The 16,696-nt window shown below is 64.5% G+C and carries 13 protein-coding genes; 5 read left to right on the top strand and 8 right to left on the bottom strand.

Going from position 1 to position 16,696, the window contains the following annotated elements:
- Window positions 1-7: 7 nt before the first annotated feature.
- From PSH94_RS10745 to PSH94_RS10720, 6 genes are all read right to left on the bottom strand, one after another.
- Entirely contained in the window at window positions 8-1,708 is a 1,701-nt protein-coding gene (locus tag PSH94_RS10745; protein WP_181077102.1) for an ATP-binding protein, read from the bottom strand.
- Window positions 1,709-1,816: 108 nt separating this feature from the next.
- On the bottom strand, window positions 1,817-4,909 hold the full coding sequence (locus PSH94_RS10740) for an error-prone DNA polymerase (protein ID WP_266248941.1): 3,093 nt from the start codon (window positions 4,907-4,909) through the stop codon (window positions 1,817-1,819).
- On the bottom strand, window positions 4,885-6,300 hold the full coding sequence (locus PSH94_RS10735) for a DNA polymerase Y family protein (protein ID WP_305437430.1): 1,416 nt from the start codon (window positions 6,298-6,300) through the stop codon (window positions 4,885-4,887). Before PSH94_RS10735 ends, PSH94_RS10740 begins: the two co-directional genes overlap by 25 nt.
- A gap of 7 nt (window positions 6,301-6,307) precedes the next feature.
- A complete protein-coding gene (gene imuA, locus PSH94_RS10730; protein WP_181077096.1) occupies window positions 6,308-6,922 on the bottom strand; it encodes a translesion DNA synthesis-associated protein ImuA in 615 nt (204 codons plus the stop codon).
- Window positions 6,922-7,539 carry a transcriptional repressor LexA gene (lexA, locus tag PSH94_RS10725; RefSeq protein ID WP_181077095.1) on the bottom strand — a complete coding sequence of 206 codons (618 nt, stop codon included), beginning with the start codon at window positions 7,537-7,539 and terminating at the stop codon, window positions 6,922-6,924. The genes imuA and lexA overlap by 1 nt, the downstream gene beginning before the upstream one ends.
- A gap of 67 nt (window positions 7,540-7,606) precedes the next feature.
- Window positions 7,607-8,077, bottom strand: coding sequence for an Lrp/AsnC family transcriptional regulator (locus PSH94_RS10720; protein ID WP_181077093.1), 471 nt, complete (start codon window positions 8,075-8,077; stop codon window positions 7,607-7,609).
- Between the two features lie 123 nt (window positions 8,078-8,200).
- Here PSH94_RS10720 and PSH94_RS10715 point away from each other — a divergent pair, with 123 nt between their 5' ends.
- Window positions 8,201-9,445: a methionine gamma-lyase gene (locus tag PSH94_RS10715; protein WP_266248938.1), complete on the top strand. Its 1,245-nt coding sequence runs from the start codon at window positions 8,201-8,203 to the stop codon at window positions 9,443-9,445.
- Window positions 9,446-9,613: 168 nt separating this feature from the next.
- On the top strand, window positions 9,614-10,285 hold the full coding sequence (locus PSH94_RS10710; RefSeq protein ID WP_253506811.1) for a response regulator transcription factor: 672 nt from the start codon (window positions 9,614-9,616) through the stop codon (window positions 10,283-10,285).
- Window positions 10,286-10,309: 24 nt separating this feature from the next.
- Here PSH94_RS10710 and PSH94_RS10705 read toward each other — a convergent pair whose 3' ends face one another.
- Window positions 10,310-11,941 carry a PvdJ/PvdD/PvdP-like protein gene (locus tag PSH94_RS10705; protein ID WP_305437429.1) on the bottom strand — a complete coding sequence of 544 codons (1,632 nt, stop codon included), beginning with the start codon at window positions 11,939-11,941 and terminating at the stop codon, window positions 10,310-10,312.
- Between the two features lie 141 nt (window positions 11,942-12,082).
- Here PSH94_RS10705 and pvdM point away from each other — a divergent pair, with 141 nt between their 5' ends.
- The 3 genes from pvdM to PSH94_RS10690 are packed head-to-tail and all read left to right on the top strand — an operon-like array spanning window position 12,083 to window position 15,630.
- Window positions 12,083-13,432 (top strand): pyoverdine-tailoring dipeptidase-like protein PvdM, encoded by a 1,350-nt coding sequence (pvdM, locus tag PSH94_RS10700; protein ID WP_305437428.1) that lies wholly within the window; start codon window positions 12,083-12,085, stop codon window positions 13,430-13,432.
- 19 nt (window positions 13,433-13,451) lie between these two features.
- A complete protein-coding gene (locus tag PSH94_RS10695) occupies window positions 13,452-14,723 on the top strand; it encodes an aminotransferase class V-fold PLP-dependent enzyme (RefSeq protein ID WP_305437427.1) in 1,272 nt (423 codons plus the stop codon).
- A 34-nt stretch (window positions 14,724-14,757) separates the two neighbouring features.
- Window positions 14,758-15,630, top strand: coding sequence for a formylglycine-generating enzyme family protein (locus PSH94_RS10690; protein ID WP_305437426.1), 873 nt, complete (start codon window positions 14,758-14,760; stop codon window positions 15,628-15,630).
- Window positions 15,631-15,682: 52 nt separating this feature from the next.
- On the opposite strand, the gene PSH94_RS10685 is transcribed toward PSH94_RS10690, so the two are convergent.
- Window positions 15,683-16,510, bottom strand: a complete 828-nt coding sequence (locus PSH94_RS10685) for a formyltransferase family protein (protein ID WP_181077081.1) — start codon at window positions 16,508-16,510, stop codon at window positions 15,683-15,685.
- Window positions 16,511-16,696: the final 186 nt, after the last annotated feature.

Here is a 16,696-nt window from a genome sequence, read left to right as displayed (position 1 = left end):
GTCAACCTTATCGAGCGGTGAGCACGCTGCGCACCCGTTGCGTCAGGGCTTCGGGGCTGTAGGGCTTGCTCAGTAGATGAATGTCGGGAGTCAGCAGATGGTTGCTGGAGAGAATGTCGCGGGTGTGGCCGGAGGTGAACAACACCGGCACCGGCGGGCTCTGTTCGCGGGCCCACTCGGCCAGGTCGGTGCTTTTGACCCGGCCCGGCATCACCACATCGGTAAAAATCAGCTCCGGCTGCAGGCCCGCTTGCAGCTTGCGCATGGCCTGGTCGCCGTCTTCGGCGGTGAGCACGGTGTAGCCCGATTGTTCGAGCACTTCCACCACGGTCAAGCGCACGCCTTCGTTGTCCTCGACGACCAGAATGGTTTCCTGCCCATATTCGGTGACGAGCGGCTCGGCCGGCACTTCGGCGCATTCCTCGCCCAGGCTGCGCGGAAAATACAACTGCACCACGGTGCCCTTGCCCTCTTCGCTGCACACGTCCACGTGACCGCCGCTCTGGCGCACAAAGCCGAACACCATGCTCAAGCCCAGGCCCGTGCCGTGACCGTCGCGCTTGGTGGTGAAGAAAGGCTCGAACACTTTGGCCTGAATTGCCGGCGACATACCTACCCCGGTATCGGCTACGGACAGACGCACGTATTCACCGGGATTCACGCTTTTGCCCACGCAATCGTCGGGATTGAGGATGATGTTTTCGCCGCTGATGCGAATCACGCCCTCGCCTTTCATCGCATCCCGGGCGTTGATCGCCAGGTTGAGCAAGGCGTTTTCCAGCTGATGGCGGTCGACATGGATGCACCAGGGGTCGCGGGGCAGTTGTACGTCGATATGAATGGTTTCACCGAGGGCGCGCTGCAGCAGCTCGCCCAGGGTTTCGTAGATGCGCAGCGGGTTGTACACCGCCGGCGACAGCGGCTGGCGCCGGGCAAACGCGAGCAATTGCGCCGACAGCTTGGCACCACGGTCCACTGCGGCAATCGCGGCGCTGACACGGCGTTGCACATGCACATTGTCCGGTTCATGGCGGGCCAGCAAATGCAGGTTGCCGGAGATCACTTGCAGCAGGTTATTGAAGTCGTGGGCCACGCCGCCGGTGAGGCCGCCAATGGCCTCCAGTTTCTGCGATTGACGCAACTGGTCCTCGGCGGCGGATCGCGCCTGCACTTCAGCGGCCACCCGTTGCTCCAGGTTGTGCGTGAGCTCCTGGCGCACCTGTTCGGATTTGACCAGCTCAGTGGTTTCCACCACGATCGCCAGCACCCCGGCCGGTTGCTGGTTATCGCCGGCCACGGGGCTGTAATACAAGTCCAGCCACACGGTCTCCGGCTGGCCGTTGCGCAACAGCACCAGGTCTTTGTTGTTGAACGACAAGGTGCCGCCGGCCAGGCAGGTGTCCACCACATGGCGGTTGAAATCCGCCACTTCCGGCCAGCCCAGCTCAACCGGCGTGCCCAACAGATAAGGGTGACGGCCACCGGCAAAGGCCGAGTAACTGTCGTTGTAGATCATGTACCCCGCCCGCCCCCACAGCATCACCATCGGCACGGGGGACGCCAGCATCATTTGCACGGTGCAGGCCAGGCTGGTGGACCATCGATCGATCGGCCCAAGGTCGGTGGTTGACCAGTCAAATGCGCGAATACGCTGGGCCATTTCACCGGCCCAACCTTCACAGCCGTGTGGGTTGGATAAAAATTGCATCGTTCGGCTCTGCGCAGAGAAAGGACGGTCGCAACGGTTGGAGCGCGCCAGGGGCGGATCGTTTCATTTGCATACGTTAGGGGCAATTCGCCGCACACGCTACTTGGCTCAGTGAAAATCCCGGCTGCGTACATCCATGCCATCGAGCAGAGCGGACAGATCGGTCAGCCGCCCGGCGATCAGATGCCGCACCTCGCCCACCGCTTCCCAGCGCCCATCGACCTTGAGCAGGCGCGATCCCACCAGGGCCAGGCGCTGGCGTTCGGCGAGGTCGCGCCAGACCACCACGTTCAGGTTGCCGAATTCATCCTCCAGGGTCACGAATGTCACCCCGCTGGCGGTGCCGGGCCGTTGCCGCCCGGTGACCAGCCCGGCGACGCTGACGTTGCGCCCATGCTCCACGGCCATCAGCTCGCGGGAGCTGCGGCAGCGACGCTGGCGCAGCTCGGCGCGCAGCAACGCCAGCGGATGCGGGCCGAGGGTGGTGCCGAGGGTGGCGTAGTCGGCGTGCAGGTCTTCGCTGACCGTGGGCGCCGGCAATGCCACCGCGGCTTCGTCAGGGCTGGGCAGGCCGGCAAACAGCCCCAGTTGTTTATGCACCCCCGCCACCTCCCAGCGTGCGCGGTGGCGATTGCCGGCCAGGGCGCGCAGGGCACCGGCATCGGCGAGCAACGCCTGGGCACGCGAGTCCAGCTCGGCACGCCGGTCCAGGTCGGCGATATCGCTGAATGGCTGCTGCCGGCGCGCCGCTACGATGCGTCGGGCATCCTCTTCGCGAAACCCCGAGATCAAGCGCAGGCCCATGCGAATCGCCGGTTGCGCACCGTCGATGGGCTCCAGGCTGCAATCCCAGTCGCTGGCCTGCACATCCACCGGGCGGACCTGCAAGCGGTGACGCCGCGCATCCTGCAGGATCTGGTCCGGGCTGTAGAACCCCATGGGCCAACTGTTGATCAGCGCGCAGGCAAACGCCGCCGGTTCATGGCATTTGAGCCAGCAACTGGCATAGGTCAGCAAGGCGAAACTGGCCGCGTGGGATTCCGGGAAACCGTAGCTGCCGAAGCCCTTGATCTGCTCGAAAATCTGCGCGGCGAAGGCCTCGGTGTAGCCGTTTTTGAGCATCCCATCGCGCAACCGTTCGCGGTGCGGTTCAAGACCACCGTGGCGTTTCCAGGCGGCCATGGAGCGGCGCAGCTGGTCAGCCTCGCCGGGGCTGTAGTCGGCGGCCACCATGGCGATCTGCATCACCTGCTCCTGGAACAGCGGGATGCCCAGGGTGCGTTCCAACACGGTTTTCAATTGCGGGGATGGATAAGTCGTCGGTTCTTCATTGTTACGCCGCCGCAGGTACGGATGCACCATGCCGCCCTGAATCGGCCCGGGCCGCACAATGGCGACCTCGATCACCAGGTCATAAAAGGCCTTGGGCCGGAGCCGTGGCAGCATGGCCATCTGCGCCCGCGATTCGATCTGGAACACGCCAATGGTGTCGGCCTTGCTGATCATGGCGTAGGTGGCTGGGTCATCCTTGGGGATGCCAGCCAGCGACAGGTCGCGACCGCGATGCTGGCGCAGCAAATCGAAGCAGCGACGGATCGCGCTGAGCATACCCAGGGCAAGAATATCGACCTTGAGCAGGCCCACCGCGTCGAGGTCGTCCTTGTCCCACTGGATGATGGTGCGCTCGGCCATGGCGGCGTTTTCCACCGGCACCAGGGTGTCCAGCGGGTATTCGGAAATCACGAAACCGCCGGGATGCTGGGACAGGTGCCGAGGGAAGCCGATCAGTTGCTGGGTGAGGGTCAACACGCGATGCAGGATCGGCGTGTGCGGGTCGAAGCCTGCTTCACGCAGGCGCTCCAGGGGCGGCGCATCGTCACTCCAGCGTCCGCAGCAATCGGCCAGGGCGTTGATCTGGTCCGGCGGCAGCCCCAAGGCTTTGGCCACGTCACGTACCGCGCCGGCGGCGTGATACGTGCTGACCACCGCCGTCAATGCCGCGCGGTGACGGCCGTAGCGCTGGAACACGTACTGCAGCACTTCTTCGCGGCGTTCGTGTTCGAAGTCCACGTCGATATCCGGCGGTTCATTGCGTTCCTTGGACAGGAAGCGCTCGAACAGCAGGCTGGTCAGGCTCGGGTCGATCTCGGTGATGCCGAGGGCAAAACACACCGCCGAATTGGCCGCCGAACCGCGCCCCTGGCACAGGATCGAACGGCTGCGGGCGAAGCGCACGATGTCATGTACCGTGAGGAAATAGCTTTCGTAGCCCAGATCGCTGATCAGCTCCAGTTCGTGGTCGATCTGCTTTAACGTCTTGGCCTCGACGCCGTGGGGCCAGCGCCGCGCCATGCCTTCTTCGGTGACGGCCCGCAGCCAGGTTTTAGCGGTATACCCCTCGGGCACCAATTCACGCGGGTAGTGGTAGCGCAACTGGCCAAGGTCGAAGGTGCAGCGGCGCGCGATAGCCAGGCTTTCGTCGAGCAGCGCCTGCGGGTACAGCGCGCCGAGGGCATCCAGGCTGCGCAGGTGCCGCTCGCCATTGGGGTGCAGGCGCGTGCCGGCCTCGGCCACGCTGACGTGATGGCGGATGGCAGTCATGGTGTCTTGCAGCGCGCGGCGCCCACGCACATGCATATGCACATCGCCACAGGCTACCGCCGGTATTTGCAGGCTGGCGGCCAGGTTCAGGCGTTGCTGCAAGTGGCGCGCATCGTCCTGGCCGCAATGCAGATGCACCGCCAGCCACAGGCGCTCGGCGAACGTGCGGCGCAGCCATTGGATCGACGCCTGGGTGTCGTCGTCAGCCGCCACCCACAACGCCAGCAGGCCGGGCATCGGTTGATCGAAATCCTCTTGCAGCAGGCGATAACTGCCTTTTTCCACGCGGCGGCGCGCCACGGTGATCAGCCGGCACAGGTGCTGGTAGCCGCTGAGGTCTTGCACCAGCAGCACCAGTTTCGGGCCGTTTTCCAGGCGTACCTCGCTGCCGATAATCAGCGGCAAGTCCACCGCCTTGGCCGCCTGCCAGGCGCGCACGATGCCCGCCAGGCTGCACTCATCGGTGATTGCCAGCGCACTGTAGCCTTGGGCCTTGGCCCGCTCGAACAACTCCAGCGCGCTGGATGCACCGCGCTGGAAACTGAAATTGGACAGGCAATGCAGCTCGGCGTAGCTCATGCAAACCAGCCTTGCAGCCACAAGCCATCGCTCTGCCCCACGTTGCGAAAAGCCCAGCCGCGCTGGCCGGTGCGGGTCTGCACCAGGTAATAATCGCGGCGGATGTCGGCGCCGTCCCACCAACCGGACTCGATGCGCTCCGGGCCCATCAGGATATGCACGCCCTGCTCGGCCAGCGGGCTCGGTTGCGGCAGCAGCCAGCCGGGGCGCTGCACCTTGTTCAAGCCCTGGCAGGCACGCGGGTCGGCCGCCGCTTGCCAGGCACACTCCGGACGATGGTCGGCATGAAAGCGCAGGCCCTGCACGGCGTCATCCCCCAGGCGCGCGCGCAGGCGTTCACGCAATTGCTCCCAGGGCAGGGTTTGTTGCGGGCGCTCGTCGAACAGGTCCTGGCGTTGCGGCACAAACACCGGCAGGTCTTCGGCCAGCAGGCGAAGGCCGCGCACCGGTGCACTGACCTGCACTTGCTCCAGGCGCCCACGGGCCAATTCGAACAACATGCCCGGTTCGCGCTCGGCGCTGAGCAGGCCGACCTTGATCACGCTGTCGGCGGCCTGGGCGTGCTCCAGGTGCAGGTCGAAACGTTGCACGCCACTGTCGCGACCACAGAGGAAGGCGGACAAGTCGGCGGTCAAGCGTCGCAGCGGGAACAGCAGCGCCTGGTGGGAATGCACGTCGAAATTCAGTTCGATGCGCACATCGAACTGGTCCGGCGGCTGGTAAAAGTCCAGTGCCAACGGGCGCCTGCCGCTCAAGGCATCCAGGTGCTGAAGCAGCCCTGCCTCAAACCGACGCGCCAGGGTGTGCCGAGGCAACGCCTGCACGTGGGCCAGGGTGCGCAGGCCCATGCGCGACAATGCGGTGGCTGCCTGTGGCTCCAGGCCCACGCGGTCGATGGGCACCGGGGCCAGGGCCTGCAGCAAGGCGGCGTCATCGGCCACGGCCAGGCCATCGTAGAGATTGGCCAGCACCCGCGCCGCCGCCGGGTTGGGCGCGGCGACGATGCGGTGGCGAAAGCCCAGCTCGGTCAACTCCTTGCGCAGGCGCGCTTCGAACAGCGGCCAGGGCCCGAACAGCCCCAGGCTCGATTCGATTTCAAACAGCAAGGCGCGGGGGTAATACACGCTGACCTGGGAACTGAAACGGTAGGCCCAGGCCGCCAGAAATTGCTGCCAACGCTCAATCTGTACGGGGTCGTATTCGGCGCTGGCAAAGGCTTTGACCAACGCATGGGCCGCCGTCAGGGACTGACCGGGCCGCAAGCCCAACGCACGCGCGGCGGCATTGACGGTTTGCAGCACGCGCCGCTGCGGCGTACCGGCGAGCAAGGCCAGGGGCGCATCCGGCTCGGGGTGCAGGCGCTGCACCCCGTCCAGCGCCAATTGCGGGAAGACAATACACACCCAGCGCATGGCAAGCTCAGTGCCCGGCCAACGCAATCGGCGCCGGATGGGCCAGCCCGCCGCGGCACTTGAGCACGCGCACCTGGGCGGGCCGGGCCTCGACGGCCAGGCGTAACGCGGCAGGCGATGGGTTGATGGCTTCGCCCAGGGCGCGCCAGGCAAAGGCCAGGGTCTGCCCGGTTTCGGCCGCCACCTGCAAACGGCGCAAGGCACGGTCATCGGCCTGATGCGGCCAGCACAACACGGCGCCGCAACTGCCGGAACGCAGGCACTGTTCCACAGCCCACAGCACGTCGCGTTCCTCGGCCTGCACCACTGAGAGCTGACGCACATCCACCCCGGCGTTCTGCCAGGCATGGGGATACGGCGTATAGGGCGGTGCCACCAGCACAATGCGCTCGCCTGCCGCCGATAAGCGCGCCAGGGTCGGCAGCACCAGTTGCAGTTCGCCCACGCCGTCCTTGGCCATCAGGATTTCACTCAAGGCCGACGCCGGCCAGCCGCCGCTGGGCAGCACCGCATCCAGCGCCGCCAGCCCAGTGGGGTGCAGGCTGGCCGGCGGCGCGGCGGGCCGGCCTTTCCAGACGCGGCCGCCATTGAACAGCGCGTCCAGGGCAACCACGGCGCCCATCAGCCTTGCCTCACCAGGCCGCAGAATACGCCTTCGATGGCCAGGTCCTGGTCGGGCCCCACCACGATGGGTTGGTATGCGGGGTTGCGCGGCAACAGACGCACGCTGTCAGCGTTGCGTTCGAACCGCTTGATGGTGACTTCGCCGTCCAGGCGCGCCACCACGATCTGCCCGTTCAAGGCCTCGGCACTGCGCCGCACGCCCACCAGGTCGCCGTCGAGAATGCCGTCTTCAATCATCGAGTCGCCCTGCACCCGCAGCAGGTAATCCGGGATCTTCGCAAAAGTGGCCGGGTCCAGCTGCAGGCGGCTGTGCACCTCGGCGTCGGCGCCGATCGGCAGGCCGGCGGCGACACGCCCAAGCACGGGCACATCCAGCCATTCGGGCCGCGCCGGCTGATTGAGCAGGCGAATGCCACGAGCCTGGTTGGGGTTGACCTCGATAAAGCCGGCGTCGGTCAGCGCCAGCACATGCTTGCGCGCCACACTGCGCGAGGCAAAACCGAACGCCTCGGCGATCTCGGCGAGGCTGGGGGGCTGGCCTTGCTGCGCGATACGGTCGCGGATAAAGGTCAGGATGGCGGTACGGCGGGGGGTCAGGTCTGTCATGGAGTACATTTGTACTCCTGTGGGAAATTTCTTACAATAGCCGTCAGTCGGGCGCATTCACCTGACGAAAAGTCGATCAGTCCGGTAAGGGAATTACCCGTAGTGGTCGCACAGACTTGTAGGAAAAACTCGAGTAGATCTCTTTGACACACGGCAACGTCTGCAGCACCTCGCGGGCAAATTCGCCAAACGATTCCAAGTCCCTGGCCACCACTTCCAGCAAAAAGTCATAGCGCCCCGACACGTTATGGCACGCCACGATCTCGGGAATTTCGAGCAACCGCTGTTCGAAAGCGCGGGCAATTTCCTGGGTGTGACTTTCCATCATGATGCTGACGAACGCCGTGACTCCATACCCCAGCGCCTTGGGCGACAGGATCGCCTGATAACCACTGATCACCCCGCTCTCCTCCAGGTTTCGCACCCGGCGCCAGCACGGCGAAGTGGTCAGGGACACGCGCTCGGCCAGTTCGGCCACGGTGAGCCGGGCGTTGCTTTGCAAAGCGTTTAACAGGGCTTTATCGGCACGATCGAGTGGAATGGGCATAACTTGCCTCTGAACGTTATTTTTATCGGCATTTCATCCCCATAGACGGGATTTGGCAGCAAACTTTGCAAAGTTCGGCCGTGGTTTTGAGCATAGCATTGTAGGAAACAAGGAGCGCCCGACATGCACAATAAACACAAGACATTCGGCTTTTCCACCCGTGCCATCCATCACGGTTATGACCCCAAGGACCACCATGGGGCACTGGTGCCACCGATCTATCTGTCGGCGACCTTTGCCTTTCCCACCGCCGAATACGGCGCGGCCTGTTTTGCCGGCGACGCCGACGGGCATTTCTATACGCGCATATCCAACCCCACCCTGGCGTTACTCGAATCACGCATGGCCAGCCTGGAAAACGGTGAAGCAGCAGTGGCGTTCAGCTCGGGCATGGGCGCGATTGCCGCGACGTTCTGGACCCTGTTGCGGCCCGGCGATGAGGTGATCGTCAGCCACACCCTCTACGGCTGCACCTTCGCTCTGTTGCACCACGGCATCGGCGAGTTCGGCGTCAAGGTGCGCCATGTCGACCTCACCGATCTGGCCGCGCTGCAGGCCGCGATCAGCCCCGCCACGCGCATGATCTATTGCGAAACCCCGGCCAACCCCACCCTGCAACTGGTGGACATTGCCGCCGTGGCCGCCCTCGCCCACCAACAACCGAATGTGACCGTGGTGGTCGACAACACCTACTGCACCCCTTACCTGCAACGCCCCCTCGAGCTCGGTGCCGATGTGGTGGTGCATTCGGCCACCAAGTACCTCAGCGGCCACGGCGATATCACCGCCGGCATCGCCGTGAGCAACCAGGCCCTGGCCCGGCGCATTCGCCTGCAAGGCCTCAAGGACCTGACCGGCGCCGTGATGTCGCCCCAGGACGCGGCGTTGCTGATGCGCGGCCTCAAGACCCTGGCCCTGCGCATGGACCGCCATTGCAGTAACGCCCAGGCAGTGGCCGAAGCCCTGCAGGCGCACCCGGCCGTGGCGCAGGTGGCTTACCCAGGGCTGGCCTCTTTCCCACAACACGCGTTGGCCGCACGGCAGATGAGCCAGGCCGGCGGCATGATCGCCTTCGAACTCAAGGGCGGCATCGACAGTGGCCGCCGCTTCATGAACGCACTGCAACTATTCACCCGCGCGGTCAGCCTGGGCGATACCGAGTCGCTGGCCCAGCACCCGGCGAGCATGACCCATTCCACCTACACGCCGCAGGAACGCGCGCAGCACGGTATCAGCGAAGGGCTGGTGCGGTTGTCGGTCGGCCTTGAGGACGTGGCCGACCTGCTGGCGGATGTGCAGCAGGCGCTGGCCAAATGCACCCGCCTGGCATCGCGTTCCAAAGCGATGGCAATGCCTGCAATGAGATAACGCCGGGGGCGCCCGCAACCCTGTCGCGGCACCGGCCCGGTCGGCTTTTTGCGGATTGGATCCCCATCGCGCCGCCGGGCTGTACTAGCATAGGCCGCGACAGGAACGGCTATGCATGCTGCATCCCGTCGCTACAGGCCATTATCTGCATTCTTCATGGACGAAATGATGAACTCACAGCTGTTCCCACAGATAGGCAAAGTCATTGCCAGCACCGGCAGTCGCCATTTCCCACGCATGTTGCATGACCTGATCCTGACCCAACTGGCCGTGGACGCCACGCACATCACTCAATTGCGCTTGAGCGCCCAAGGCCACACGCGTCGCAGGATCAGCCCGGTATACACCGACTCGATCAGCGCCCTGGGACCGGAACAACCCGCCGCCCAACTGCACCTTACCCGGCGCAAGGATGATGTGCGCTACGTGCTGTCAATGTATCGCGCGCATCCGCGGGACACTTTCTCGGCACAGGAACTGAGCATGCTGCAGGACTTTTCCAGCCTGCTGCTGCCGATGGTGGAAAAGCACATCACCGCGCTCCACCCCTGCCGCCCCGATAACGAGCCGAGGGTGCCGGCGCATCAAGGCATCGAAACCCTGCGCCGGTGCATCGAAGAACGCCTGGTGGAATCGGGCCTGACCTTGTCCCGGCGCGAGCTGGAAGTATGCGTAGGCCTGTTGGCCGGGCGCACCGCACCGGAACTGGCCGAACAACTGGCGTTGAAGGTCAACACCATCGAAAGCTACCTCAAACGCGCATCGACCAAACTGGGCATCAGCGGGCGGCATTCACTGTTGCGGTGGATGTACTCGACACAGGGGACAGCCAGTTCTTAATGGGCAGCGAGCCGTTGCAGCCGGTCACACTTCGCGCGTGCGGACCTTCAAATGCCGCGCATACCAGGGGCGCCTCGGCACCCGTTTGAACAAGCCTTTCAACACCTCTTCATCCGCGCCGAACGTGATGCGCAGCGCCAGTTTCATGGTTTCCGGGTCCATCTCCATCGACTTGCCCATCTGCAGCCCCGGCGTGGTGCTGCAACCATGGGTGTCCGGGCCGAGCCAGGGGTCGCCGACCTCGACCCAGCGCCCCTGGGCGAACCAGGCGATGCCGTTGACGTCCAATCGGCTGACTTCGCCGGGGTGGAAGCGCTCGTGGGCGCGGTACCAGTCTTCGATGCGGTCGTCGATCCAGCCGTGGAAGTGCCAGAACACGGGATTGACGTGGGAAGAAAACGGGTCGCCGAGGAAGTCATTTTCCGCGGCGTACCAGCGTGGCGCGAAGTCCGCCGGGTCGCGGGCGAACGGTACCGGCGCGCCGTTGGACGGGTCGCGTGGTACCGAAGCCCAGCGCATGTGCAGCCAGTCGTGCAGGCCCAACTCCATTTCGGAACCCAGTTGCCCCAAGGTCAGTCTGGCCAGGTAGCGCGGGTCGCGGTATTGGGATTCCCACACCTGGAAATTGCTGTGGTAGGTCTCGGCGGCCTTGATGTCGCTGACCCACTGGGTGTAGTCGCCGTCATCCGGAGCCGACCAGGTCGGTGGCAGTGCGAAACCGTCGTGGTTGTCGAAATAACGCACAAAGCCCAGGCGGTCGCGTTCCAGAGGCGGTTGCGGGGCGGGGAATTGCGGCCATGAAGGCAAGTCCTGCAGGGAACGCGCCTTGGCCAGCATGTGTCGGTGCATAAAAAAGAAGTCGATACCCGAGCCGTTGCGGTCTTTGTGGTCACCGCGCGCGTCGCGCTCCTGACCGCGCGGGCCGGGTTGCCAGCCGATGCCGCGCAGGGCGTCGCGTTTGTCTTCGGGGAGTTTGTGCCATTGGTCACGGGTGGCGTGCCATAACTGGTGGAACAGGCGATGTTCGGGGGCGATCAGCCAGGCCAGGAGGGTCGGATTCAGGCCAATGCGCTGGCGGGCTTCGGGAAATGTGTGCTTGTGGGCGATAAAACGGTTGTCGCGTTCGGTCATCGCCAATGGGCGATTCAGGTCGAGGATCTGCCCGCTGAGGGTGCTGCTGCCGGCGTTGGCGAAGTCGGCCCAGACTTCATCGAGGGTCATTTTGAATTCGTAGGCGGGCACGCCGTCGGCAGCGTCGCGATCGATCAGGCGCCAGTAGAGCAAGGCACCCTCACCCGTCACCAGGTCGCCGAGCACGCGGTAGCGCGGCTCGCCCTCGGCGCGCAAGTTGGCGGCGGTATCCAGGTAGCCGCGCAGGCCCCGGCCACGCGGGGCGATGTCCAGCAACAGTTGCAGGCCTTCCCGCGGCAGGCCCTTGAGCCCGGCATCGCGACCGTCCAGGCGCAGGTCCCACACCCCGCGCAGGGTATTGGCCAACTGCTGCCCGGCGGTGTCGGCCAGGGTCACCGTGGCTTCGCCGGGGGTGATGGGCACTGGATCTTCGCGCGTCAACTCGCGATGGGCATAGTAAGCCGCCGGCACCACGGCGCCCGTGAGCGCCAGGCCGGCGATGAAGCCACGTCGAGAGAGGGTCATTGTCTACCTTAGGAAACGCCTTTATCAGAGCTAGAACGTACGCAGCCCAAGGAAATTTAACGCACGCGGCCCCGGCCTAAATTTCACCGCCCACGGCTCGTTCCTCCCTGATAGCGAAGGCCTCAACTGACTGAGATGGCAATGACAAAACCACGTTCGAACAAGGCGCTGTACATCGGCCTGCCCCTGGCGCTGGCCATCGGTGCCGGGGCTGGCTGGCTGACCTGGGATCATTGGTTCAAGGGCAACGCCGGTTACCCGCTGGCGGTGATCAAGCAGGCCAACGAGCTGCAGGACCGCGTGCTGTCGTTCGACAGCCATATCACCGTGCCCATCGATTTCGGCACCGCCGGCAACGAGGCGGACAAGGATGGCGGCGGCCAGTTCGACCTGGCCAAGGCGGCGCGCGGCCGCTTGTCCGGCGCGGCGCTGACGATATTTGGCTGGCCGGAAATCTGGAACGGTCCCAACGCGCCGCACAAGCCAACCGAGGGATTTATCGAGGCCGCCCGACACGAACAGGAAGTGCGCTACAAGATCATCAGCGGCATGGTGCGCGACTTCCCCAACCAGGTCGCGATCGCCTACACCCCGGCTGACTTTCGGCGCCTGCACGGCGAGGGCAAGTTCGCGATTTTCATCAGCATGCTCAACGCCTACCCCCTGGGCAACGACCTGAACCAGCTGGACCTGTGGGCAGCGCGCGGCATGCGCATGTTCGGTTTCAGTTACGTGGGCAATAACGCCTGGTCGGATTCGTCGCGCCCGCTGCCGTTTTTCAATGACTCGGTGGACGCGCTGGACGGCCTCTCGGACATCGGCAAGCAAGCCGTGCGGCGCCTCAATGACCTGGGGGTGATCATCGATGTGTCGCAGATGTCGACCAAGGCCCTGGAGCAAGTGGCACAGCTGAGCCGCACACCGATGGTGGCCTCGCACTCGGCTCCGCGAGCGGCGGTCGATATTCCGCGCAACCTCAGCGACAAGGAGCTGCAACTGATCAAGCAGAGCGGCGGCGTGGTGCAGATCGTCGGTTTCTCGGCTTACCTGCGCCCACTCAGCCAGCCGACCCAGGACAAGCTCAACCAACTGCGCGCGCGCTTCGACCTGCCGCCCCTGCCCAACCTGGCCATGGCGCTGATGCCGGGCGACGCGATCATTGCCGCCTGGCCCGAACAGAAGTTCGGCGAATACGCCAGCGCGCTGTACGCCATCCTCGATGAAGAGCCGAAGGCCAGCCTCAAGGACCTGGGCGATGCCATCGACTACACCGTGCGCAAGATCGGTATCGACCACGTCGGGCTGTCGTCGGACTTCAATGACGGTGGCGGCATCGATGGCTGGAACAACGTCGGCGAGATCCGCAACGTCACCGCCGAGTTGATCCAGCGCGGCTACTCCGAGGCGGATATCGCCAAGCTGTGGGGCGGCAACTTCCTGCGGGTGTGGGACCAGGTACAACAAGCCGCCAAGCCAATGGCCCAACGTTAATCAGCCACGAAGTAAGTCCATGACCGACCGTCGTACGTTTCTCAAACAGGCTGGGGTGTTTGCCGCCAGCCTGCCGCTGGGTGCCGCCCTTCTGCCCCAGGCCGTGGCCAGCCCCCCGGCGGACAACCCATGGACGGGTTTCAAGCAACTGTTCAACCAGGACCCGGACTACCTGCACTTTTCCAATTTTCTGGTGGCGTCGCACCCAAGGCCGGTGCGCGAGGCCATCGAACGCTACCGTGCCCAGATCGACCGCAACCCGGGCCTTGCCATGGACTGGGACCTGCAGGAAACCTGGAAACGCGAAGGCCAGGTGCGCGAATGGGCCGGGCGCTACCTCAAGGCCACGCCGCCGCAGATCGCCCTGACCGGCAGCACCTCCGAAGGCCTGGCGATGATTTACGGCGGCCTTCAGGTGCGCGCCGACCAGGAGATCCTGACCACGGTCCACGAGCACTACGCAACCCAGAACGTGCTGGATTTTCGCGCGCGCCAGCAAGGCACCCAGGTGCGGCGGATCAGCCTGTTCGAGAACCCCAGCCAGGTCTCAGTCGACGAAATCCTGGGCAATATCCAGCGAGCCATCCGCCCCCATACCCGCGTGCTGGGCATGACCTGGGTGCAGTCCGGCAGCGGCGTGAAGCTGCCGATCGGCGAGATCGGCACGCTGGTGGCCGACGTCAACCGCCACCGCGACGAGCGTGACCGCATCCTGTATGTAGTGGACGGCGTGCACGGTCTGGGCGTGGAAAACCTCGACTTCCCGGACATGCACTGCGACTTTCTCATCGCCGGCACCCATAAATGGATGTTCGGCCCGCGCGGCACCGGCCTGGTCTGCGCCCGCGACCCCGAGAACAAATACGTCACGCCCATGGTGCCGACGTTTTCCGAAGACAAAGACTTCGCCACCATCATGACCCCTGGCGGCTTCCACGCCTTCGAACATCGCTGGGCGGCGGACGAGGCGTTCAAGCTGCACCTGCAATTGGGCAAGGCGCCGGTGCAGGCGCGCATCCATGCGCTCAACAGCGAACTCAAGGAGCAGTTGCAGGCTCATCCGCGCATCGAACTGGTCACGCCGCGCCGCGAGGAGCTGTCGGCGGGCTTCACGTTTTTCCGGCTCCTGGGCCAGGACTGCGAGGCCGTGGCGGCACACATGATGCGCCAGCGCGTGGTCATCGATGCGGTGGACCGCGATGTCGGGCCGGTGATCCGTACCGCCCCCGGCCTGCTCAATTCCAGCGAAGAGATCCAACGTTTCATGACCCTGCTCACCGCACGGGCGTGATGCCTATTTTTACTTTTTGAACCCGAGGCCCCCTATGCGTGCATCCCGATTCAACCCCTTGACCGCCCTGGCCCTGGCCGCCGCGTGCGGCGCCTGCCTGCCGGGCCTGGCCCACGCCGCCGCACCACCCGCCGGCAAAGTGTTCAAGGACTGCAAGGATTGCCCGGAAATGGTGGTGCTGCCCGCCGGCACTTTCACCATGGGCACGCCGGAGGATGAAGTCGGCCGCGAGCCGGACGAAGGGCCGATGCATGAAGTGACCTTCGCCAAGCCGTTCGCCATGAGCCGCTTCCAGATCACCGCCGGCGAATGGGACAGCTATATCCGCCAGACCGGCGTCAAAATCGCCGACGGCGACACCCGCCCCGGCCGCGAATGCATCGCCAGTAAACCGCGCTACCCCCAGGGCCCACGTCAGCCGGCGGTGTGCATGGACATGGACGATATAAAAAACTACGTGGCCTGGCTGTCGAAAAAGACCGGCCAGCAGTACCACATGGTCAGCGAGGCCCAGCGCGAGTACGCGGCCCGCGCCGGCACCACCGGGCCCTTCCCCTTCCCGTTCGATGCGGGCAAGGGCTACAGCATCGCCGAACACGCCAACACCTACGGTCCGGCGGACGGTTACAGCTACTCCTCGCCGGTGGGCAGCTACCCGCCGAACGCGTTTGGCCTGTACGACATGCACGGCAACGTCTACGAGCGCGTGGCCGATTGCGAACACTCCAATTACGTCGGCGCACCTACCGACGGCAGCGCGTGGATGGAGCCGAACTGCGAGGCTTACCAGATCCGTGGCAATGACTGGGGCGAAGCACCGGTGTTCTCGCGCTCGGGCAACCGCAACAACATCTACCCGAAGACGCGCGGGGACTGGATCGGCTTCAGGGTCATGCGCGACCTCTGATTGTGTTGTGGTGAGCAGGGCAAGCCTGCTCACTACCAATAAACATCATGGTCTAGCTTTGCTTGGCCAGGCGCTCCAGGCCTTCATGCAAGGCCGGGAACAGGCTGTTGTTGAAGTTGTTCCAGCGCAGCTCAAGGATGGTGTCGTCCGGTGAGATCTCGGTCTTGAGTACGTCGTGGAACACTTCGCCGGAGTCGATGCCGTTGTCCACGTAGTGGAACGACGCGCCGGTCAGATACAACGGTTCACACGGCTGCGTCTCCCGGGTTGCCCAATCCACCACGGCTTGTCCACGGGCACCGTACAAGGCATTCCAGGTGGCGTAGGCACCCCGGCGCTCATAGGGCGATTCGATACGGGTAATACCGGGGTGAATGTTCATGATCCGCCGCGCAAACGGCGCGCCCGGCCGCACCAGTTCATCGAGAATCACCAACAGGCCGTCAAGCACCACGATATCCGCCTTCAATTCCACCAGGGTGTCATGCAGGCGACGTTCGAAGTCCTGCTTACCGGCGATGTGCTCGGCACTGCCCCTTGGCAGGCGGCGATAGGTGGACGGCACGCTCAGCAGCAGGTCGTTGACCCGATTGCCCTGCACCCGCAGGTCGGTCGGGTACAGCCACTGGCGACCGGGTTGGCAGGCAAAGCCATAGTCGGCCATCAATTGCTGGTCGCGCGGGTTGTGCTCGTCATCGTCATACACCACGCCCACCAAGTTGTAGGCCGCGCCCAGCGGCGTGTCGTTGAGCGAACCCACCAGAAACTCCAGCACCGATTTCATATAGCGCTCGTGGTCCTTGTAGGCCACCGGCTGCCCGGCCTTGTCGGCGGCGGCATTTCTCAGGGACCACACATACACCAGGTTCTTCTTCGTCATTGTTTCGCTCTCGCTGAAGGGTTCACGCACGACGCGGCTACGCGTGCGCCTACAGAACAAGAACGAACCAGCTTCCGGGCAATTTATCCGCCGTCGTCACCGCCGGGCGCGACGAGCTAAATCGTCGCGCCGGTGCTTCGTTTGTCATGGGTAAGGGTCTGTGTGCCCAGCCCTCTTTTCACTTTC

It is taken from the genome of Pseudomonas sp. FP2254, assembly GCF_030687695.1.
GTDB classification, from domain to species: Bacteria; Pseudomonadota; Gammaproteobacteria; order Pseudomonadales; family Pseudomonadaceae; genus Aquipseudomonas; species Aquipseudomonas quebecensis.
Note: the sequence above shows the minus strand (reverse complement) of the source record. Positions and strands in the feature narration are given on the sequence as shown.

Bases quoted from the DNA above. Each gene is read 5' to 3' on its own strand.
- PSH94_RS10745 (WP_181077102.1), bottom strand. From the start codon at position 1,708: ATGCAATTTTTATCCAACCCACACGGCTGTGAAGGTTGGGCCGGTGAA.
- PSH94_RS10735 (WP_305437430.1), bottom strand. From the start codon at position 6,300: ATGCGCTGGGTGTGTATTGTCTTCCCGCAATTGGCGCTGGACGGGGTG.
- imuA (WP_181077096.1), bottom strand. From the start codon at position 6,922: ATGGGCGCCGTGGTTGCCCTGGACGCGCTGTTCAATGGCGGCCGCGTC.
- lexA (WP_181077095.1), bottom strand. From the start codon at position 7,539: ATGTACTCCATGACAGACCTGACCCCCCGCCGTACCGCCATCCTGACC.
- PSH94_RS10720 (WP_181077093.1), bottom strand. From the start codon at position 8,077: ATGCCCATTCCACTCGATCGTGCCGATAAAGCCCTGTTAAACGCTTTG.
- PSH94_RS10715 (WP_266248938.1), top strand. From the start codon at position 8,201: ATGCACAATAAACACAAGACATTCGGCTTTTCCACCCGTGCCATCCAT.
- PSH94_RS10710 (WP_253506811.1), top strand. From the start codon at position 9,614: ATGAACTCACAGCTGTTCCCACAGATAGGCAAAGTCATTGCCAGCACC.
- PSH94_RS10705 (WP_305437429.1), bottom strand. From the start codon at position 11,941: ATGACCCTCTCTCGACGTGGCTTCATCGCCGGCCTGGCGCTCACGGGC.
- pvdM (WP_305437428.1), top strand. From the start codon at position 12,083: ATGACAAAACCACGTTCGAACAAGGCGCTGTACATCGGCCTGCCCCTG.
- PSH94_RS10695 (WP_305437427.1), top strand. From the start codon at position 13,452: ATGACCGACCGTCGTACGTTTCTCAAACAGGCTGGGGTGTTTGCCGCC.
- PSH94_RS10690 (WP_305437426.1), top strand. From the start codon at position 14,758: ATGCGTGCATCCCGATTCAACCCCTTGACCGCCCTGGCCCTGGCCGCC.
- PSH94_RS10685 (WP_181077081.1), bottom strand. From the start codon at position 16,510: ATGACGAAGAAGAACCTGGTGTATGTGTGGTCCCTGAGAAATGCCGCC.